General features: G+C 69.4%; 20 protein-coding genes. 10 read left to right on the top strand and 10 right to left on the bottom strand.

The genetic code is table 11. The features are described 5' to 3' along the window. Nucleotides 1–56 precede the first annotated feature (56 nt). On the top strand, nucleotides 57–959 hold the full coding sequence (locus BWI15_RS29715) for a LysR family transcriptional regulator (protein WP_077017848.1): 903 nt from the start codon (nucleotides 57–59) through the stop codon (nucleotides 957–959). Here BWI15_RS29715 and BWI15_RS29710 read toward each other — a convergent pair. From BWI15_RS29710 to BWI15_RS29700, 3 genes are all read right to left on the bottom strand, one after another. Then, a complete protein-coding gene (locus tag BWI15_RS29710) occupies nucleotides 923–1,702 on the bottom strand; it encodes an alpha/beta fold hydrolase (protein ID WP_077017847.1) in 780 nt (259 codons plus the stop codon). The genes BWI15_RS29715 and BWI15_RS29710 overlap by 37 nt on opposite strands. Before the next feature lie 239 nt (nucleotides 1,703–1,941). Beyond that, nucleotides 1,942–3,492, bottom strand: coding sequence for a glycoside hydrolase family 18 protein (locus tag BWI15_RS40635; protein WP_077017846.1), 1,551 nt, complete (start codon nucleotides 3,490–3,492; stop codon nucleotides 1,942–1,944). A gap of 8 nt (nucleotides 3,493–3,500) precedes the next feature. Next, nucleotides 3,501–5,225, bottom strand: a complete 1,725-nt coding sequence (locus BWI15_RS29700) for a glycosyl hydrolase family 18 protein (protein WP_077017845.1) — start codon at nucleotides 5,223–5,225, stop codon at nucleotides 3,501–3,503. Between the two features lie 224 nt (nucleotides 5,226–5,449). Here BWI15_RS29700 and ssd point away from each other — a divergent pair, with 224 nt between their 5' ends. The 4 genes from ssd (at nucleotide 5,450) to BWI15_RS29680 (ending at nucleotide 9,483) form a co-directional block, all read left to right on the top strand. Next, nucleotides 5,450–6,607 carry a septum site-determining protein Ssd gene (gene ssd / locus BWI15_RS29695; RefSeq protein ID WP_077017844.1) on the top strand — a complete coding sequence of 386 codons (1,158 nt, stop codon included), beginning with the start codon at nucleotides 5,450–5,452 and terminating at the stop codon, nucleotides 6,605–6,607. A gap of 90 nt (nucleotides 6,608–6,697) precedes the next feature. After that, entirely contained in the window at nucleotides 6,698–7,858 is a 1,161-nt protein-coding gene (locus tag BWI15_RS29690) for a TadA family conjugal transfer-associated ATPase (protein ID WP_077017843.1), read from the top strand. Then, nucleotides 7,855–8,667 (top strand): type II secretion system F family protein, encoded by an 813-nt coding sequence (locus tag BWI15_RS29685; protein ID WP_077017842.1) that lies wholly within the window; start codon nucleotides 7,855–7,857, stop codon nucleotides 8,665–8,667. The genes BWI15_RS29690 and BWI15_RS29685 overlap by 4 nt, the downstream gene beginning before the upstream one ends. A gap of 30 nt (nucleotides 8,668–8,697) precedes the next feature. Further along, the gene (locus tag BWI15_RS29680) at nucleotides 8,698–9,483 is read left to right on the top strand and encodes a type II secretion system F family protein (protein ID WP_237771518.1); all 786 of its coding nucleotides are present in this window, start codon (nucleotides 8,698–8,700) and stop codon (nucleotides 9,481–9,483) included. Between the two features lie 9 nt (nucleotides 9,484–9,492). Here BWI15_RS29680 and BWI15_RS29675 read toward each other — a convergent pair whose 3' ends face one another. Beyond that, nucleotides 9,493–10,551, bottom strand: coding sequence for an ArsR/SmtB family transcription factor (locus BWI15_RS29675; protein WP_077017841.1), 1,059 nt, complete (start codon nucleotides 10,549–10,551; stop codon nucleotides 9,493–9,495). Nucleotides 10,552–10,645: 94 nt separating this feature from the next. Here BWI15_RS29675 and BWI15_RS29670 point away from each other — a divergent pair, with 94 nt between their 5' ends. The 5 genes from BWI15_RS29670 to BWI15_RS29650 all read left to right on the top strand — a co-directional run bounded on the left by BWI15_RS29670 (nucleotide 10,646) and on the right by BWI15_RS29650 (nucleotide 13,070). Beyond that, nucleotides 10,646–11,470, top strand: a complete 825-nt coding sequence (locus tag BWI15_RS29670) for an aldo/keto reductase (RefSeq protein WP_077017840.1) — start codon at nucleotides 10,646–10,648, stop codon at nucleotides 11,468–11,470. A gap of 102 nt (nucleotides 11,471–11,572) precedes the next feature. Continuing rightward, nucleotides 11,573–11,776: a DUF4244 domain-containing protein gene (locus BWI15_RS29665; protein WP_077017839.1), complete on the top strand. Its 204-nt coding sequence runs from the start codon at nucleotides 11,573–11,575 to the stop codon at nucleotides 11,774–11,776. A gap of 52 nt (nucleotides 11,777–11,828) precedes the next feature. Next, nucleotides 11,829–12,230 carry a TadE family type IV pilus minor pilin gene (locus BWI15_RS29660; protein WP_077017838.1) on the top strand — a complete coding sequence of 134 codons (402 nt, stop codon included), beginning with the start codon at nucleotides 11,829–11,831 and terminating at the stop codon, nucleotides 12,228–12,230. Next, nucleotides 12,227–12,601: an Rv3654c family TadE-like protein gene (locus BWI15_RS29655; protein WP_077017837.1), complete on the top strand. Its 375-nt coding sequence runs from the start codon at nucleotides 12,227–12,229 to the stop codon at nucleotides 12,599–12,601. Before BWI15_RS29660 ends, BWI15_RS29655 begins: the two co-directional genes overlap by 4 nt. Nucleotides 12,602–12,605: 4 nt before the next feature. After that, nucleotides 12,606–13,070 (top strand): hypothetical protein, encoded by a 465-nt coding sequence (locus tag BWI15_RS29650; RefSeq protein ID WP_237771516.1) that lies wholly within the window; start codon nucleotides 12,606–12,608, stop codon nucleotides 13,068–13,070. 247 nt (nucleotides 13,071–13,317) lie between these two features. Here BWI15_RS29650 and BWI15_RS29645 read toward each other — a convergent pair whose 3' ends face one another. From BWI15_RS29645 to BWI15_RS29620, 6 genes are all read right to left on the bottom strand, one after another. Continuing rightward, nucleotides 13,318–13,938, bottom strand: coding sequence for a response regulator transcription factor (locus BWI15_RS29645; RefSeq protein ID WP_077017836.1), 621 nt, complete (start codon nucleotides 13,936–13,938; stop codon nucleotides 13,318–13,320). Between the two features lie 170 nt (nucleotides 13,939–14,108). Next, on the bottom strand, nucleotides 14,109–15,362 hold the full coding sequence (locus BWI15_RS29640) for a CehA/McbA family metallohydrolase (RefSeq protein ID WP_077017835.1): 1,254 nt from the start codon (nucleotides 15,360–15,362) through the stop codon (nucleotides 14,109–14,111). Beyond that, on the bottom strand, nucleotides 15,362–16,486 hold the full coding sequence (locus BWI15_RS29635) for an ABC transporter ATP-binding protein (RefSeq protein ID WP_077017834.1): 1,125 nt from the start codon (nucleotides 16,484–16,486) through the stop codon (nucleotides 15,362–15,364). The genes BWI15_RS29640 and BWI15_RS29635 overlap by 1 nt, the downstream gene beginning before the upstream one ends. Beyond that, a complete protein-coding gene (locus BWI15_RS29630; RefSeq protein WP_077017833.1) occupies nucleotides 16,486–17,307 on the bottom strand; it encodes a carbohydrate ABC transporter permease in 822 nt (273 codons plus the stop codon). The genes BWI15_RS29635 and BWI15_RS29630 overlap by 1 nt, the downstream gene beginning before the upstream one ends. Then, nucleotides 17,304–18,227 carry a carbohydrate ABC transporter permease gene (locus tag BWI15_RS29625; RefSeq protein ID WP_237771515.1) on the bottom strand — a complete coding sequence of 308 codons (924 nt, stop codon included), beginning with the start codon at nucleotides 18,225–18,227 and terminating at the stop codon, nucleotides 17,304–17,306. Before BWI15_RS29625 ends, BWI15_RS29630 begins: the two co-directional genes overlap by 4 nt. Further along, nucleotides 18,227–19,654, bottom strand: a complete 1,428-nt coding sequence (locus BWI15_RS29620; protein ID WP_077017832.1) for an extracellular solute-binding protein — start codon at nucleotides 19,652–19,654, stop codon at nucleotides 18,227–18,229. The genes BWI15_RS29625 and BWI15_RS29620 overlap by 1 nt, the downstream gene beginning before the upstream one ends. Between the last annotated feature and the right edge of the window lie 23 nt (nucleotides 19,655–19,677).

The following is a 19,677-nucleotide window of genomic DNA, read 5'->3' as shown; positions in this document are numbered from 1 at the left end:
AGATGTTCTGACATACGTAAAATGTCTGCCTCGGTGGTGATCGATACGATTTGTGCATGCATGTGGATGATCTGCGGTGGTTCGTGGTGCTCGGCGAGGCCGAGCACCTGACAGCGGCCGCAGCGGCTCTAGGCACGAGTCAGCCGAACCTTTCGCGCTCCTTACGCCGGGTCGAGGCGGCGTTCGGTGTCCCACTGTTCGAGCGCGAGCACAGGGGACTGCGGCTCAACCCGTACGGCCGGATCGTGCTGGAGGCGGCCCGGGCCGGTACGGCGGCGGTCGACGCGGCGCGGCAGCGGATCGACGCGCTGGTCGACCCCGAGTCGGGAACCGTGCGGCTGGCGTTCCTGCACTCGGTCGCGACGGGCGTCGTACCGGATCTGCTGACGGCGTTCCGCGCGGTCGCCCCGGCGATCCGGTTCGCGCTGCGGGAGCAGGCGTCGCACGACATCGTGCACGACTTGGAGTCCGGCGACTCCGAGTTGGCCATCACCGGGCCACGGCCGGATGCTGCGCGCTTCGGGTGGCATCTGCTCCAGCGTCAGCGGTTGTGTCTGTATGTGCCGCCGGGCCACGCGCTGGCCGGGCGGCAGCGGATCAATCTGGCCGAGGCGGCGACCGAGCCGTTCATCGGACTACGGCCGGACTTCGGGTTCCGGCGGCTCACCGACGAGCTGTGTCAGGCCGCCGGGTTCACCCCGTCAGTGGCGTTCGAGTCGACCGACCTCACCACCATCGACCGCCTGGTCGGTGCGGGACTCGGCGTCGCTGTCCTGCCCGGGGGAGCGGTGCGCGGGACGGAGAGCGGAGCGACGCCGGTGCCGCTGGCCGGCGTACGGGCTCGTCGGGACATCGGGCTCAGCTGGCGGCTGCACGGGACGCTGTCACCGGCAGCTGAGCGGTTCCGGTCGTTCGTCGAGGCTCAGCCGGCCAGCAACTTCGCCAGCTCGCCCGGGTGAGCCAGATGCGGGAAGTGCCCGCTCCCAGATAGCACCGTGATCCTGGTGTTCGGCCGATGCGTCTCCAGCCACTGCCGATACCCGGGACTCGGCTCGTCGCTCGTGACGTAGTCGTACGGCACGTCGATCGCCTGCAGGTCCGCCTCGCGCGCGGCCCGGAGCACGTCGGCCGGAGTCTCCATCACCTCACGCCAGTAGCCGAGCAAGATCTCCTGACTCGGCCGGGTGGATGCGTGGACCAGCGTCTGGGCCTCCTGCGGCAACTGGTCGATGTGCATCCCCGCGAGCATGGTCTCCCACACCTCGCCGTACGCCGGGCTGCGCAGCGTCGGCTCCAGCTTGGCCAGCACGTCCTTGAAGGGGCCGACCAGGAGTGGCTGGTCGATGTTGACCACACCACTCGTCCGGTACTTGGCGGCGTAGATCGTCGCGAGCACTCCACCGATCGAGTGGCCGACCAGCAGCGGGCTGGCGAGCCCGGCCTCGACAACCGCCTGGTGCAGGACGTCGGCGACGTCGCTGAGGTCGTACGACGAGCGTCCGGGGGAGTCCAGGTGGCCCGGCAGGTCGAAGGCGACGGTCCGGCGGCCAGGGTCGAGCACTGCCAGCTCTTGGAGCAGCGGACCCCATTGGCGCCGGTCGAAGCCGAGCCCGTGCAGTAGTACCAGCGGCGACCGTTCGTCTGTCGTACCGGCGCTGTCAGCGGCCAGCTCGCCGTAGTACCGCAGGTGGATCTGTGTCATGTCAGCCAGCGTAGCCACGGCGGGCCAGCCGCCGGGGTTCCGAAAAGGCAGATTCTCGCCTCGCAGGAAGCTGCAAGACCGTTGCCGCCGGTACCGGGTCCTGTGAGGCTGGCGGGACGGTTCACCTGAGCACGGCCGGGCACGCGGTCTCCCCAGATCAGGCCCGGCCGGGACCGCCGTACCGGGGCAGAAGAATGCCTGTTCTCCTGCCCCGGTGCGGAACGGTCTGCTCGGCCCGGTCAGAACCCGGCGGTGATCCGGGTGAACTCCCAGTCCGGCTGGGCGATACCGCTGCAGTGCGCGACGACCCCGCCGCCGGCACAACCGCGGTCCCGGTTGACCGACCAGAACGCGAGCCGGGCCAGACCGTTGCTCTTGGCCCAGTTCGTGATGGTCTGCCAGGTCTGGGTGGTGGTCATCTCCTGCTGATCGGACAGGCCGTTCATGCCGGAGATGCCCTGGTGGGCGTAGGCCTGCGCGGTGGTCCAGCCGAAGACGGCCTTGAGCTTGTTGTTCAGTCCGACGGAGGCGTTGAAAGTGTCGTTGGCGATGTTGCTGCTGCCGAAGTCGAACGGCATCAGCGTGAAGACGTCGATGTTCGCGCCGAGTGCCGCGGCCCGCTCGATCAGCCGGTTGCCGTAGTAGTTCGGGCCGCTGGTCGAGGTGCCGAAGGTCAGGATCGTCTGGATGCCGGGGTTGTTCTGCTTGACGATTTTCAGCGCGGTCAGGATCCGGTCCTGCACGACCTCGTTCTCGAACTCGTCGCTGTTCTCGATGTCGACGTCGATCGCCTTCAGGTTGTAGGCGTTGATCACCTGCTGGTAGGCGCCGGCCAGGGCTTCCGGCGTACTGCAGTTGGGGCCGAGCTTGTTGCCGCTCCAACCGCCGATCGACGGCACGATGTCGCCGCCGGCCGCGCGGATCTGGGCGATCGCCGTGGCGTCGACACTGCCCTGCAGCGGACGGACGCCGTCCCAGGCGGGGTTGCAGCCGCCGGACGACAGGATGAAGGCCATCGTGAACCACTTGATGCCGGTGGCGTTCATGACCGTGGTCGGGCTCGGCGGATTGCCCCAGCCCATGTAGAGGTACGGCGCCGCGCGGCGGGCCGGGTTCTCGCTGCCGCCGCCGGTGGTGGTCTTGACCGAGAGCGTGCCGCTCTTGGCGCCCTCACCGATGCTGTTGGACGCGCTGACCTGGTAGCTGTAGGTCGTGTTCGCGGTCAGGCCGGAGTCCGTGTACGACGTACCGGTCGGGCTGCCGACCTTCGTGCCGTTGCGGTAGACGTTGTAGCTGGTTGCGCCGCCCACCGGGGACCAGGACAGGCTGACGGACGAGGCGGACGGCGTACCGGTGAGGCCGCTGGGTGCGCCGGGGACCGTGCCGCCGCCACCGCCGCTGCATGAGCCGCCGTTGAGCCGACACGCTGCCAGGCCTGGGAAGTTGCCCGGACTGCCGTTGAAGCCGAAGGTGACGCTGGCGCCCGGTGCCAGCGGCCCGGCCCAGCTGGGCGGAGTGAACGTGTGGGTCTGCCCGCTACTGGTCCGCTGGGCGTCCCAGGAACTGCTGACCGAGTAGCCGGACGGGAAGTCCAGGGCGATCGACCAGGTGTTGAGCGGACTGCTGGTGCCGTTGGTGACGGTCACCTTGCCCTCGAAGCCGCTGCCCCAGTCGGACACCTTGGTGAACGACGCGGTGACAGGGGCGGCTTGGGCTGTCGGGGCGACGAGGAAGGACAGGACGACTGCCGCCGCGGCGGCCAGTGCGATCGAAAGACGCTTGGGTTTCATGATGCTCCTCAGACCTTTCCCCACAGGGCGGGGACGTTGGGCGGTTCCCAGCCGGACAGGGCGGTGTGGCCCTGGATGCAGCGGTAGGTGACGCCGTTGTACGAGACCAGCGCGCCGGTGGCGTACGCCGTACCGGGAGCCCACGGGGTCGCCGTCGGAGGCGTCGGGGTCGGCGTCGGTGTCGGCGTGGGCGTGGGCGTGGGAGTCGGGGTCGGCGTGGGGGTAGGCGTCGGTGTCGGGGTCGGCGTGGGCGTCGGGTTCGGGCCGCTGCAGCCGGGGGTGCTCGCGTTGACCGCGTCGACCACCGCGTTGAACAAGGTCACGCCCGGATCGAGCGCCTCCATCGAGTACATCATCGCGCCGGCCAGCCCGTTGCAGTGCTGGTAGTCGGCCTTCGCTTTGATCGACCGGGCGTTGTCACCGGTCCAGAAGGTGCCGTTGCGATAGAACCAGGACGCTTTCGTGGTCTCGTCGAAGAAGCTGTACGCCGGGTTGTCGACGAAGCCGACAAGTTCCTTGTAGAACGAGACGCCGGGCACGTTGCCGCTCGCCGCGCTGCCGTCGGCCGGACCGGTGGCGGGCTGGTACTTGCCGTTCGCCGTGGCCGGAACTCCCTTCCATCCCCTGTAGTAGAAGGGATATCCGATCGTCAGCTTGTTCGCCGGGAAGCCGCCCGGGATGCCGTACGCCGGATCGCCGGTGGTCCAGGCCTTCACCGCGCCGTCGATCGAGTACTTGGCGGTGCCCGGCGGGATCGGCGTACTGGGGTCGTCCGGTGCCGGGTAGAGCGGGTCCTGGAAGTTCGTCGGCCCGGTGGCGTCCCAGCCGCCGTGCATGTCGTACGTCATCACGTTGTTGTAGTCCAGGTACTGCCCGATCTTGTTCGTCTCGATCGTGGCGATCTTGTCCTGGCCGGCCGGGGTGGCGGCGGTCAGCCACATCTTCCGCCCGACGCTGTTGCCGTAGGCATCGATCTGCGACCGCAGCTCCGCGAGCAGCAGGGTGAAGTTCTGCTTGTCGGCCGGGCTGTAGTGGTTGCCGACGTGGCCGTTCGGCGAACCGGGGTACTCCCAGTCGATGTCGATGCCGTCGAAGATCCCGGCCGCGCTGCCCGGGCCGCCGAAGCCGTCGACCACCGGCAGGTTGCCCTTCAGGAACATGTCCACGCAGGAGCTGACGAACGCCTTGCGCTTGGCGTCGGTGGAGGCCGCGTCGGAGAAGTACTTGGAGTACGTCCAGCCGCCGATCGAGATCAGGATCTTCAGGTTCGGGTAGCGCGCCTTCAACTTCTTCAGCTGGTTGAAGTTGCCCTGGATCGGCTGGTTCCAGACGTCGCCGACGCCGTCCACGCTGATGTCGGCGCCGTAGGACTTGCCGTAGTCGGCGAACGCGTCGCCCGCGCCGTCGCCGGCGTTCGGGTCGTTCTCGTTCTGCGAGGCGGCCTTGTTCGCCATGAAGCAGGTGTGGCTGGTCGGGTGGATGTTGGCGAACGCGTAGTTGACGAAGTCCAGCTTCGCGGCGGCGCCGGTGGTGGCCAGGTTCTTGGGGTAGAACGCGTTCGCGTAGATCCCCCACTGGGCGAAGTACGCCGTCTTGACGCCACCACTGGTGGCCTGCGGTGCGGCGGTGGTGGAGGCGGGCGGTTGCGCGGTGGCGACCGAGATCCCGGCGGCGGCGATCAGGGCGGTGGCGGCGACTGTCGCCGTGGTGGCGAGTATTCGCAGTCGACTCATGGGCGGTCCTCCGGAGCTGAGGCAGTGCACGGGTGTCCAGCGGGAAGCGGTCTGGGGGCGATTAGTTAAAGACGCTTCGAAAGGAACGGTAACTCCTGCCGGGCCGCCGGTCTCCGGCTCGTGCTGGCGGATAGCCGCTGCTGACGGAAACCCGCCAGACCCCTTTGTCCACAGCGATCCCGGTTACCTCCGGCGCACCCACGGTTTCCCGGCACCTTGTAGGCATGGAGACCTCACTGCCACCGGCGCCGGTACTGCTGGCCACCGCCGACGAGATGCTGCTCGACGATCTGCTCCGCCTGGCCGCTGCGGCCGAGGTGACCCCGCAGGTCGAAAAAGACCTGCTCGGTTTACGCCGGCACTGGCAGACCGCCACCCTGGTGGTGGTAGGCCAAGACCTCGTCGAACCCTTCGCCCGCACCCAACCAGTACGCCGCCCGGGGGTGATCGTGGCGGGTTCCGAAGCGGCCTTTTCGGTGCCGCGTGACCGCTCGCCGCTAGCGCCCTCAACGGAGCAGCGCGACCGCTCGGCTGTCCAGACCGTCGATGACGGCACCATCTTCCGCCGAGCCCTGACGATCGGTGCCGAAGGCGTGTACCTGCTTCCGGGCGACGAAGCCGCACTGGGTGACCGTCTCGCCGACACCCTGGATGGGGGAGTGCGAGCCGCGGCGACCTTCGCCTTCGTCGGCGGCTGCGGCGGCGCCGGCGCGACCACCCTGGCCGCGGCCGTCGCGGTCACCGCAAGCCGTCGCGGAGTCCGCACGATGCTGATCGACGGCGATCCGCTCGGCGGTGGCATCGACCTCGCACTGGGCAGCGAGACGGGCAGCGGTGCGCGCTGGCCGGACCTGCTCAACGCCGCCGGCCGAGTCAGCGCCGCCGCCCTCCGCGCCGCCCTGCCCACCGTCGACGGTCTCGCCGTCCTGTCTTGGGACCGCTCCGACGTCACCACCCTGCCGCCGGAGGCGATGCGATCCGTCCTCGGCGCAGCCCAACGCAGCAGCGACCTCGTCGTGGTCGACCTCCCCCGCCGAGCCGACCCCGCCGCGGAGGAGGCGTTCGTCCGCTCGACCGCCACGTTCCTGGTCGTCCCCCGCGACGTCCGTTCCTGCGCCGCGGCCGCCCGCCTGGTCAGACCGCTGCGTGAAGTCGCCACCGACCTGCGCGTGGTGGCCCGGGAACCCGGCCTGGGCGGACTCTCCGCAGTGGACGTCGCCCACCACCTGTCGTTGCCCTTGGCCGCCAAACTTCGCTTCGACCGCGAACTCCCCGCCTTGATGGACCAAGGCCGCTTCGACCCCCGCCCGCGCGGCGCCCTCGGCCGCACAGCAGGCGAACTACTCGACCTCTTCGGCCTCTACGGACTCCTCGCGGCATGACCCCATCGCCCCACTCCGGTCACGACCGATGACCCGCCCCATGACCATCTCGACCGACCCCCGCGACGCTCCCGAAGGGCTGCCTCCAGCATGACCGTCTCGACAGAGTTGCTCGACCGCGTCCGCGGCACGCTCGCCGCGCAGGGCGCCGAGCCGACCCCCGCCCGCGTAGCGGCAGCCCTCCGCGCCGACGGCAGCGTCTTCGGCGATTCCACTGTGCTTGAAGTCGTCGAAGCCCTCCGCCGCGAAGCGATCGGCGCCGGTCCTCTCGACCGCCTGCTCACCGAACCAGGGATCACCGACGTCCTGGTCAACGGCCCCAACGAGGTCTACGTCGACCGAGGAACCGGCCTCGAACGCATCCATCTCCGCACCGGCGACGAAGCCTCCGTCCGCCGCCTCGCCACCCGCCTGGCCGCCGCGGCCGGCCGTCGCCTCGACGACTCCACGCCGTACGTCGACGTCCGGCTCCCCGACGGCACGCGCTTCCACGCCGTACTGGCTCCGATCGCTTCCCCCGGCACCTGCCTGTCCCTCCGCGTCCCGTCCCGCAAGGTCCTCCGCCTCGAGGACCTCGTCGCCGCCGGCTCTCTTCCGCCCACCGGGATCGCCGTCTTTCGCGACCTCCTCGACGCCCGCCTGGCGTTCCTCATCAGTGGAGGAACCGGCACCGGAAAGACCACCCTGCTCAACTCACTGCTGTCGTCGACCGCCAGCACGGAACGCCTCGTCATCGTCGAAGACGCCAGCGAGCTACGTCCCGACCACCCGCACGTGATCCGCCTGGAGTCCCGTCCTCCCAACGTCGAAGGCTCCGGCGAAATCACCCTGCGAGACCTGGTCCGCCAAGCCCTCCGCATGCGCCCCGACCGCCTGGTCGTCGGCGAGGTGCGAGGCGCCGAAGTCATCGACCTGCTCAACGCGCTCAACACCGGCCACGAAGGTGGCTGCGGCACCGTCCACGCCAACTCCGCCGCCGACGTCCCCGCCCGCTTGGAAGCCCTTGGCGCCCTGGCCGGCCTGACCCCGCAAGCCGTCCACAGCCAGGTCTCCTCAGCCCTGCACGCCGTCATCCACCTCACCAGAGACCGCACCGGCCTCCGCCGCATCGCGGAGATCCGAGTCATCGCCCGCAGCCCCAACGGCTCCGTCACCACCCACCCCGCCGTCCACTTCACCCGCCAAGGCACCGTCGAACTCGACACCGGCGCCCCTCAGCTCACCCACCTCCTGTCAGGCGCCGCAGCATGAACCACGCCCTCGCCTCCGCCGCGCTGACCCTCCTGGCCGTCCTCACCGTCTTCCCCCGCAAAGGCCGCGCCCTGCATCGCCTCACCACGCCGTCCCGCGGTTCCACCAGCGCCGCGCACCTGGCCCGATCAGCCCGTCGCAGACTCCTCCCACTCGCCTTCGGCACAATCGTTGCCCTAGGCATCGGACTTTCCTTCGGTCCGCCCGCAGTCGTCACCACCGTCGGCGCGGCCACGATCCTCACCGTCGTCCTGACCCAACGCGCCAAGTCCCGCCATCAGGCGCAAACCAACCGCAAGCGATTCCAGATCATCGAGGCCTGCGACATCCTCGCCGCCGACCTCACCGCCGGTCGCCCACCCCAGGAAGCCCTCGAAGGCGCCGCCGAAGCGTGCCCCGACCTCCGCCCCGCAGCCGCAGCCGCCCGCCTGGGCGGCGACGTCCCCGCCGTCCTCCACCTGGCCGCCGAAACCCCCGGCGCAGAACCCCTCAAACCCCTGGCCGCCGCCTGGCAGGTCGCCGACCACTCCGGCGCCGCCCTGGCCACCATCATCGACCGCCTCACCACATCCCTGCGCGCCGAAGAAGCCCTCCACCGCCAGATCACCACCAACCTCGCCGGCGCCCGAACCACCGCCCGCCTCCTCACGGCCCTCCCCCTCTTCGGCACCCTCCTCGGCTACGCCTTGGGCGCCGACCCGCTGACCTTCCTCACCAGCACCGTCCCAGGCGCCGCCTGCCTAGCCGCAGGCCTGGCCCTCTCCCTCACCGGCCTCCACTGGACCAACCACCTCGCCGAGTCCCCATAACCACAAGGCCCGCCACCTCCACGGAGTCACATGCTCACCCCACTCACGCCCTCACCGACGACGGCCGCCATCTGCGCAGCCCTCGCCGCAGCCCTCCTCACCCGCGGACGCCCCGGCCCTCGCCGTCTCCGGCAGCACCCAACACACACCCACTCGCCCTACCGCCGCCTGACCAGCCGCCTGAAACCCCGCCAAGTCCCGACCCGAACCCGCCGCCTCCATCGCCTAGCGGCAACCCTCGCCGCAGCCGCCTGTCTGCTCCTCCTCCCCATCCCCTGGAGTGCCGTCCCCGCCGTCGCGATCTACGTAGCCATCCCGATCCTGCTCAGCCGCCTCGAACCCGCCGCCACCCGCAAGCGCAACGCCCGGCTAGCCGCAGACCTCCCGCTAGCCGTCGACCTCCTGGCCGCCTGTCTGAGAGCCGGCCGTCCACCCCAAGCCGCCATCGCCACCGTCGGCCAAGCCATCGACGGCCCCCTGGCCGCCCTCTTCGCCGAGCTCGAACACCGCCTCGACCTCGGCACCGACCCCATCGACGCCTGGTCCGTCCTCCGCGCCGAACCCACCTGCGCCCCTTTCGCCCGCGCCGTGCAACGAGCCCTCCGCTCCGGCGCCCCGCTGGCGAAGACCCTCGAGTCCCAGTCCACCGACCTCCGCCAGTCCCGCCGCTGGACCGCCGAAGAACAATCCCGCGCCGTCGAAACCCGCTCGGTCCTCCCGCTCGGCCTCTGCTTCCTCCCCGCCTTCGTCCTGCTCGGCGTCGTCCCCACCATCGCCACCACGTTCACCAACGTCTTCACCGACCTGAGCCCGTAGCCCACCCCGCTACCCGCCATCGCCTGCGACCAGCAACGCCTCCGCCACACTCGTTCGCGCGTACAACACCAGCCGCCCCACCCGATGCCCCGTCACCAACCCGGCCGCCCGCAAGGCACCGAGATGCTGCGACACCCCACCCGCCGTCAGCCCGACCCTCCCCGCCAGCTCCGTCGTCGACCGAGGAACGTCCAGCTGCACCAGCACCTCCGCCCGAGACCGCCCCAGCACCCCCACGACCCCAGCCGGCGCACGCCGTACCGACTCGTCCCAGATCGCCGCGACTCCACGGGCCGGATAGGTCAACGACGGCTGCCACGGCGGGATGGTGCTCGAGTACACCGACGGCCACACGAACGCCGACGGTGTCAGCAGTAGCCCTTCACCAGCCAGCTCCCGTACGCCGTGGAACCGCCGGTGCCTGATCCGCAACGCGCCCTGCTTCCACCGCACCGCCTGGTCCAGATCCTCGAACAATCCGGCAGGTCCGCCCTGTCCCAACCGCCGCGCGCGATACAGCAGATCTCCTTCCAGCAAAGCCCGGATCCGCCCCCAGTACGGCGCGATCGCCACGTCCCAGTACGCCTGCACCTGCTCGGCCAATCGCTCGATCCCGGCCTCGGGTTCGGCGTACAGCGAGCGCACGTCGTCCGACGGCAACTCCGCCGCCCGTGCCCGCTGCAACCTCCGTGGCACGGCAGCGTCGGCCAGCGACCCGACGGGATGCCTCCGCGCATACGCGAGCACATCGAGATCCGCCCGAACCTGCTCCGCGGCGACCCGTGACAACGTCCCGAGGTCAGCCGCCAGATCCGGTATCGGAGCCGCAGGCGAGGGAGTGAGGAAGTCCGGGGTGTACCAGCTCGCCGGATCGACCAGGTCGAAGAGCAGCCCCAGCTCGAGCCGCTCGCGTGCGATCCGTGCCGCGGTTTCCCTTGCCCACCGCCGATGGAAGTGCTGCGCGCGCGGAGTCTTCAGCAGCCGCACGCTCGCGACCACTTCCCACAGCGGCGACACCGCCAGCCGCGTCCGCGCCAAGTCCTCGACGGTAAAGGTGATCGTCAGCAAGCGATTCCCTCGATTCAGCCCTGCCTAAATCATTTCAGCACCACCCATGCACCGCCGCACCCTGAACCGACCACAGCATGGGAGGACACTTCAGATGACCACTCCGACCACTCGCGTCGGCGAGCTCACTGTCCGGCGCCTCGGCTTCGGCGCGATGCGACTCACCGGCTACCGTCCCGCCGCCGACCGCAGCGCGGCGATCCGCGTCGCTCGCCGAGCCGTCGAGCTCGGCATCGACTTCATCGACACCGCCGACGCGTACGGCCTCGGTGCCAACGAGGAACTGCTCGCCGCAGCCCTTCACCCGTACGCCGACGGCCTGGTGATCGCCACCAAGATCGGCCACACCCGCCCGTCAGCAGGGGAGTGGAAGCCCGTCGGCCGTCCCGAGTACCTCCGCCAAGCGGCCGAACTGTCACTGCGCCGCCTCCGCGTGGACCGTCTCGATCTGCTGCAACTTCATCGCATCGATCCGGCGGTTCCACTCGACGATCAACTGGGTGCCCTCGCGCAGCTCCAGGCCGAGGGAAAGGTTCGCCACATCGGCCTGTCCGAGGTCACCGTCGAGCAACTGACAACAGCCCGTCGTCACATCCACGTCGTCAGCGTCCAGAACCGCTACAACCTGACCGATCGCACGCATGACGACGTCCTCAAGTACTGCGAAGCGCAGGGAATCACCTTCATTCCTTGGCTTCCCATCGCGGGCGGCGCCCATCCCTCGCCACTGCTGGCGGAACTCGCTGCCGAAGCCGGCGCCACCCCGTCGCAACTCTCGCTGGCGTGGCTCCTCCACCGCTCGCCCGTGATCCTTCCGATCCCTGGGACGAGTTCCGAGGCCCACCTGGTCGAGAACACCGCGGCCGCTGCGCTGCGCCTGACCGACGTCCAACTCGCTCGTCTCGATGCCGTTGGCTGAGTTGTCCCCAGCCTCAAAACTCCTTCTGTACAAGGCTTCCCGCCACGGCATCTTGTCAGTAAGCCGTCCGGACAGTCCGGTCGCAGATCAGGAGAACCCCTCATGTCCCATCAGCTTGCCGCCCTCCGTCGCCGACGCTCCGAGCGCGGCGCGACCACCGCCGAGTACGCCGTCGGCATGGTCGCCGCCTGCGGATTCGGCGGCATCCTGATCACCTTGCTGAAGTCCGACGCGATGATGTCGGTGCTCAAGGCAATCATCAACTGGGCCTTGCAGTCCGCCGGCGTCGAAGGCGTCCAGGTCTGACGCGCACCGGCCCGGACCACGAGGTCCGGGCCGGCTCGCCCACCCCGATCCCATGAACCCGTCCCGCCGAGGTGCCGATCCCACAGCCCGTACCCGCCGACGTACTGAACACGGCACCGTCACTGCCGAGCTCGCCCTGCTCTTCCCCGTCCTGATGGCCACGATCGTCGCCGGTGTCTGGGCCGTCGGTCTCGTCATCACCAACATCCGCTGCATCGACGCCGCCCGCGACGTGGCGCGGGCCGTCGCCCGAGGAGAAACCGAGGACACAGCCCAGACCATCGGCCGCCGAGCTGCCCCGAAGGACGCCATCATCGACATCCTCACCACCGACGGCGAGGTCCAGGTAACCGTCAAAGCCGACCGCAGCCTCGACTGGCCGCTCTTCGCCGCGCTGCCCACCATCCCGCTGAAAGCCCAGGCCACCCTCCAGACCGAACCAGGACAGCAATGACCAGACCCTCCGACGAGCAAGGCGGTGCCACCCTTCTGGTCCTGTGGACCGCTCTGCTCCTTCTCGCCGCAGGAACCCTCGCCACCTTCTGGTCCGCGATCTCACTCGCCACGCACCGAGCCAACGCAGCCGCAGACCTCACCGCGCTGAGCACCGCGCAGGCCATTCAGTCCGGTTCGCCAGATCCCTGCGCAGTCGGCCGACGGGTAGCCACCGCCAACCAGGCCTCCCTGACGACCTGCACCCTCACCCTCGACACAGCCACCATCAAGGTCGCCGTCCACCTGGACCTGGGAGTCCTGGGCGCCCCCACCCTGACCACCACAGCCCGCGCAGGGCCCACCGACGAGCCCGCCGAAGGAGCAAACTGATCACGTGACGACCCCGGACCCCACCACTCCCGTCTTCCAGCCCCCGGTCTTCGATTCTCCCGAGCAGTCGGGCTCCCGCCCCCTGATGGTCGTCGACGCGGCCAATGTCATCGGCTCCCGCCCCGACGGCTGGTGGAGGGACCGAGCCGGCGCAGCCCGACGCCTCCTCACCACCCTCGCCGAGTACCACCAGGGCCCCGGCGCCGCCACCGCCATCACCGTCATCCTCGAAGGAGCAGCCCGCCCCGCCGCCGACGCCGTCACCCCCACGACCAATTTCCAGATCGTCCAAGCCCCACACTCCGGCGACGACGCCATCGTCGAAGCCGTAGCCGCCGCGTTCGCCGAAATCCCCACCCGCGAGATCACCGTAGTCACCGCCGACCGAGGCCTCCGAGCCCGAGTAGAACCCCTAGGCGCCGCCACCACCGGCCCGAACTGGCTCCATTCCCGCCTCGAGGGCGAATAGGCGGGCGCGAAGGCCTCGGGGCCGCCAGACCAGCTGGATCGCGGTGACCGCCGTACACAGGACACCCGTTCCGGCAATAACCAGGAGGACGGGAGTTCGCCTATCGCTGTTCGTACCTGTTCGCGTTGAGTACGGGCGTGGTGATCAGCCGGGCCGGCTGACACTGCACCGGCGGTCAACGCACCCGATGGTCGGCGGTGAACGCACCCGAAGCCCCGTGGCCAACGCCCCCGAGCCCAGCAGCGAATCAGTCGTACAGCCAGCCGTTGTGTTCGGCGATTTTGATGGCGTCGGCGCGGGTGCGGGCGCCGGTTTTGCCGATGGCGGACCACAGGCGGGTGCGGACGACGCGTTCGGAGACGGCGAGTTTTTCGGCCATCGTGGCGACGGTGCCGCCTTCGCGGGCGGCGCGCAGGGTGGTGGTTTCGCCTTCGGTGAGCGGGGTTTCGGTGTAGTGCAGGGTTTCGGCGGCGAGGTTGGCGTCGACGACGCGCAGGCCGAGGTGGACGCGGCGGACGGCGTCGGCGAGTTGGGGAGCGGGGCTGTTCTTGAGGGCGAAGCCCTTGGCGCCGGCTTCGAGGCCGCGGCGCAGGTGGCCGGGGCGGCCGTAGGTGGTGAGCATGACGACGCGGCACTCGGGCATCGACGTGCGCAGCTGGGTGGTGACGGTGATGCTGTCGTGGACCGAACCGGCGGCGTCGAGCAGGGCGATGTTCGCGCGGTGGTGCTTGGCGGCCGCGACGACGTCGTCGGAGCGTTTCAGCTCGGCGACGATCTCGAGGTCCCGTTCGCGTTCCAGGCCGCTTCTGAGGACGCCTCGGCTGAGGATCTGGTCGTCGACCAGCAGCAGCCGGATGCGGTCGGGCAAACGAGCCTCCGGTGTTCCGTTCGGGCGCCGGGGAAGTGCGTCCGGGAGGATGAGCAGGACTTCGGTGCAAGATCATGGATCCGTCCGGCGGACGGCGTCCAGATCAACGCGGTATCTCTACCAGATTGCGACCGGATCGCGACCCACCCACCCCGTCGCCCTCCCGGACGTCAGTGCGATACAGCGACGAACTCGCCGGTGTGGGTCGCCAGCACGTGGCCACCTGACTGTTCGGCCGGCAGCGTCTCCGCGTCCGAGCGGACTGCGCGGCGGCTGCCGTCGGGCGCGATGAGCACGGTGTTCGGCGCACCCAGTACGACGAACTCGTCGCCGTTGCGCAGCAGCACCGGCGCGTTGTACCCGGCCGACACCGACGTACGACCAGCCGCCAACCCCTCCAGTACGGCGGGCACCAGCTCGTCCGGGCCTTCGGCGGAGGCGTCGACGGCGATCCACGTGGTAGGTGCTCCGGGCAAGGACAGCGAGGACGGGTTGTGCCAGTCACTGCCGCCGATGGGGGTCGTCGTCGACAGGCCCCACGCCTCCCACCACGCGATCGGACCGCCCCAGCGGCGGTCGAGCCAGGAGGAGTGCCAGATCTCGGCGAGCGGCGGATGCGCCGTACCGAGTGGTTGGCGCCAGGAGCAGTCGCCGCCCAAGGGATGGTTGATCGACAGCAGACCACCTCGGCCCGCGACCTCCTTCACCCACTCCGCGGCCGGGCGGCGGAAGTCGATCACGCCGATGGCGCCGAACGCGTTCGCGTGGCCCGACTCGGTGGTCACCTCCTGGCCCGGGATCAGTCCGATGCCGAAGCGCCGGCCGACCGAGGGCAGTTCGAGGTGATGGGCCTCGGTGTTGTGGTCCGTGCAGGCGAGCACATCCAATCCTGCTGACACGCCCAGCGCCGCCAGGTTCGCGATCGGGGTCGAGCCGTCGGAGTGGAGGGAGTGGGCATGGAAATCGCCGGTGACCCAGCGAAGGCCGTCAGTTGACGGCAGGTTTCGGCGCGGCGGCCGAGCCGGTACGACGACCGCTTCTGTGGCGGCGGCGTACTCGGCCAGTCCCGGTACGACGGAGACCGGACCCGTCATTGCCTCGACCACCAGTTCGGCGCCCTCGACCGGAAGCCGGTGGAGGCCGAGCACGACCCACCACGTCCCCGGCTCGAGCTCACCGGCGAGGTAGCCGGGCGTCGCGGCGTTCGGGGTGATCGCAAACGTTCGCCGCGCGCCGCCCGACCAACCGCGCCAGCCGTCAGCGCCCTCGCAGCCGATGTCGATCACCACACCGTCGATATCGGGCACGGTCAGCGTGACCAGCAGACCCTCACACCCGGGCGGTACGTCGACCGGCAGCGAATGCCAGACCGACTCCGCCCGGTCGTCCAGAGTCCACCGGCGCGTGAAGGAGGTGACAGCCATCAAGCACGCACCGCGTTGGGCTGACGAGCGAGGAGTTCACCTGAATCCGTGTCGTACAGGAGGACACGCTGGATCGGCGCGGTGAGCATCACCGGGGTGCCGGGGGCCGGTTCCTCTTCCTCGGGAACGGTGACGCCGATCAGTGTGCCGGCGCAGTCCACGGAGATCAGGGACGACGTACCAAGGTTCTCCGCGACAACCACAGTGCCGGGGATGGACGGGCCGGACGGAGTGCCGGTCGACAGCACCAGGTACTCCGGGCGGACGCCCACCGTGACCTTCGCCCCGGCCGGGACCGAACCAGTAGCCGCAGGCAACCGACCGCCCGCGACCTCCACCACCCCGGACGACGTGCCGTCGGCCGCCGCGCCGTCGGTGGCTCCCACCACTCCGTCCAGCAGGTTCATCGGCGTCGAGCCGATGAAGTTCGCGACGAACGTGTTCGACGGCCGCGCGAACACCTCCCGCGGCGAGCCGAGCTGGACCAGCTTGCCGGTCTGCATGACCGCGATCTTGTCGGCCAGGGCGAGTGCCTCGGCCTGGTCGTGCGTGACGAACACCGTGGTGATCCCGAGGTCGCGCTGGAGCTTCTTCAGGAACGTGCGCGCTTCCAGCCGCAGCCGGGCGTCGAGGTTCGACAGCGGCTCGTCCAGCAGCAGCACCTTGCCTTCCGACGCGATCGCCCGCGCCAGCGCGACCCGCTGTTGCTGACCACCGGACAGCTGCCCGGGCCGACGCTCGAGCAGGCCCTGCAGCGAGAGCTCGCCGGAGGTCCGCTCCGCGACCGACGTCCGGGTGGCCGCGGCGACCCGGCGGACCTTCAAGGGGTAGGTGATGTTCTCCGACACCGTCATGTGCGGGAACAACGCGTAGTCCTGGAAGACCATCGCGACGCCGCGCTTGCCGGGCTCCAGCCGGGTCACGTCGGTGCCGTCGATCCGGACCGTTCCCTGCGAGGCGTTCTCCAGACCGGCGATCGTGCGCAGCAGCGTCGTCTTGCCGCACCCGGACGGGCCGAGCAGCGCGAAGAACTCGCCGTCGGCCACGCTCAGGTCGAGCCCGTCGACCGCGCGCACGCCGTTCGGGTAGACAGTTGCCAGACCTTCGATGTCGATGCCGGCCATCAGCTCTTGATTCCTCCATGGAAGCGGAACCCGTACCTCGAGTTCACCAACAGGTACAGCACGACGACCGGGATCGAGAACAGCAGCGAGAAGACCGGGATCACCGAGAGGTTGGCGCTGCCGCCCTCGTCGGTGAAGGTCTGCAGCAGCACCGCGCCGGGCTGCTTGTCGATCGACCGGATCAGCAGGAAGGGCACCAGGAAGTTGCCCCACGAGTTCACGAACGCCCAGACCAGGATGGTGGCCAGACCGGGCCGCGCGACCGGCAGCACCACGTCGCGCAGGATCTGCCCGGTCGAGGCGCCGAACACCCGGGCCGACTCCTCGTACGACTTCGGTACGGCGTCGACGAAGTCCTTCAGGATGAAGATGGCCGCGGGCAACAACCCGCCGGTCATCACCAGCGCGACGCCGAAGCGGGAGTCGATCAGCCCGAGCTGGAACATCATCACGAAGATCGGCACCATCGCCGCCGTCCCGGTGACCACCGACGACAGCAGCAGCAGTCCGTACAGCAAGGCGTCGCGGCCCGGGATCCGCACCCGGGACAGCGCGTACGACGCCAGCGCCGCGAACGCGGTCACCGCGACGGCCGTCGTCACGCAGATCAGCAGCGAGTTCACCATCGAGTGCAGCGCGTACGGGTGGTCGAGCGTCTTGCGGACGTTGTCCAGCGTCCAGTCCGGCCAGCGCACGCCCAGGCCGGGCGAGGCGTCGAACGGCGCGGAGGCGATCCACAGCATCGGGACCGCGAAGAACAGCGTGATCGCGCAGATCAGCACGTAGAAGCCGATCCGCCGTACGACGTACGCCGGGTTCACGAGCGCCTCCTCAGCAGTCGCAGGTAGAGCAGCGCGACCAGCAGGTTCGCGATCAGCAGCAGGAACGAGATCGCCGAGGAGTAGCCGAGCTCACCACCTTGCAGCGCGACGTTGTAGATGTAGACCGGCACGGTCTCGGACTCGTGGTTCGGGCCGCCCTTGGTGAGCAGGAACGGCGAGAAGTCGTTCGCGGTCCACAGCGAGATCAGCAGCGTGTTGGTCAGCACGTGGCCCCGGATGTGCGGGAACACGACGTCGCGCAGGGTCTGCCAGCCCGATGCCCCGACCATCCGGGCCGACTCCAGCTGCGACGGCGGCACCGCCTGCAGCGCCGACGAGTAGAGCATCATCGAGAACGCCGTACCCCGCCAGGTGTTGAACAGCACCAGGCAGACCATCGGGTACTCGATCAGCCAGGCCGTGCCCTGCTGGCCGAGGATGCTGTTCAGCGTCCCGGTGTCGCGGTCGAAGAACGCGATCCACAGGTACGCGACCACGGTCGACGGCAGGATCCAGGCCAGCAGCACCAGCCCCTCGACCGTACGCCGGACCGCCGGGCGGGCCTTGCGCATCGTCCAGGCCAGCGCGAAGCCGAGGATGTTCTGGCCGATGATCGCCGAGCCGAGCACGAACAGCAGCGTCAGCCACAGCGCGTTGTGGAACAGCGCGTCGTTGAGCGCCTTGGTGTAGTTCTCCAGGCCGATGATCGACGGCGACACGGCCTCGACGCCGGTGAGGCGGTAGTTCGTGATGCCGATGTAGATCGTCCAGACCGCCGGAAAGACCAGGAACGCCCCGATCAGCAGCAGGGCCGGCGCGACGAAGCCGAGGGCCCGGCCGACGCCGAGTCCCGCGACGTCCTGGGCCGGCCCGCGGACCCGTGCCGGGCGGCCCGGCACGGGTTCACTGGTGCCCGCCATCAGTTGCTGGTGACCTTGTCCTTGCCGCCCGCGGCGGACTCGACCGCGGTCTGGTACGCCTTGGCCGCGTCGGCGGTGGACTTGCCGCCGATCACGTCCGCGGTGGCCTGCTGCAGCGCCGCCGAGATCTTCGGGTACTCGGCCAGGCCCGGCCGGTACTGGGTCAGCGGCAGCACCTTGGTGGCGACGAAGTTCAGCATCGGGTCACCTGCCAGCACCTTGGCGTTGACGTCGGTGCGCTGGGTGATCTTCGCGGCGCCGTTCAGGCCCGCCTCGACCATCTCGGCGGAGTTCATGAACTGCAGCAGCTCCCAGGCCTGCTGCGGGAACTTGGTGTTCGGGTTGATCGCGACCACACCGCCGCCCGACATCGAGACGAAGTCCTGGCCCTTGACGCCGGCGCCGGGCTTGATCGCCGGGATCAGCGCGTAGCCGACGGCGGCGTCGCGGTCGGCCATCTTGGCGACGCCCTCCTTGGGCTCCACCACGCTGCGCCAGAAGTAGTCGCCCTCGGCCAGGATGCCGATCTTGTTCGCGGCGAACTCGGCGAACGACTTGTCCCGGCCCTTGGCCTCGCGCTGCAGCACCGGGTCACCCAGTCCGCCGCTGTAGATCTGCCGGTAGAAGTCGAGGACCTGGCGCAGTTGGGCGGTGTTGCCGAGCCACTTGCCATCGGTGTTGACGGTGGCGCCGGTGCCGACCAGCAGCGGCAGTACGCCTTGCATCGAGGTGGCCTCGCCCATCGCGGTGCCGCCGTTGATCTGGATCGGGGTCACGCCGGGCAGCTGCTTGAGCTTCTGGCCGGCGGCGATGATGTCGTCCCACGACTTCGGCTGCCAGTCGGCCGGCAGTCCGGCCTGGGCGAACAGCTTCTTGTTGAAGTACAGCACCCGCCCGTCGGTCCCGGCCGGTACGCCGTACCGCTTGCCCTCGAAGCTGCCGAGCTGCTGGACCGACTCGGGGATCTGCTTCCAGCCGTCCCAGTCGTCCACCTTGGCCGCGTCGCCGACGGTGTCGGTGAGCGGCTTGACGTAGCCGGCCTGGGCGAACTCGCCGACCCAGATGCCGTCGATGTTCATCAGGTCGGGGCCGGCCTTGTTCGACAGGCTGAGCGCGAGCTTCTGCTTGTAGACCTCGTCGTCGGAACCGTCACCCTCGAACCGGACGGTGACGTCGACGCCCTTGGCCTTCTGCGCCTCGACGAACTTCGGGATCAGCACGTCGGAGGTGAAGGTCGCGCCGGCACTGTTCTTGCCACCCTTGACCGAGTTGGCGCCGATCACCAGCTCGACCTTCTTGGCGTCGGCGTTGCGGTTCGCGTCCTGGTCGGTACCGCCGGAGTCCGACGACCCCAGACAGCCGGACAGCAGCAGCGCAGCGGCCACGCCCAGGGCGGCCGGCGGGATCACACGCTTGATGGATCGCATCAGGAGGACTCCTTGCAGGGCTT

This window comes from Kribbella sp. ALI-6-A (genome assembly GCF_001984195.1).
Taxonomy (GTDB): Bacteria; Actinomycetota; Actinomycetes; order Propionibacteriales; family Kribbellaceae; genus Kribbella.
The sequence above is the reverse complement of the archived record's forward strand: the minus strand, read 5'-3'. Positions and strand labels throughout refer to the sequence as shown.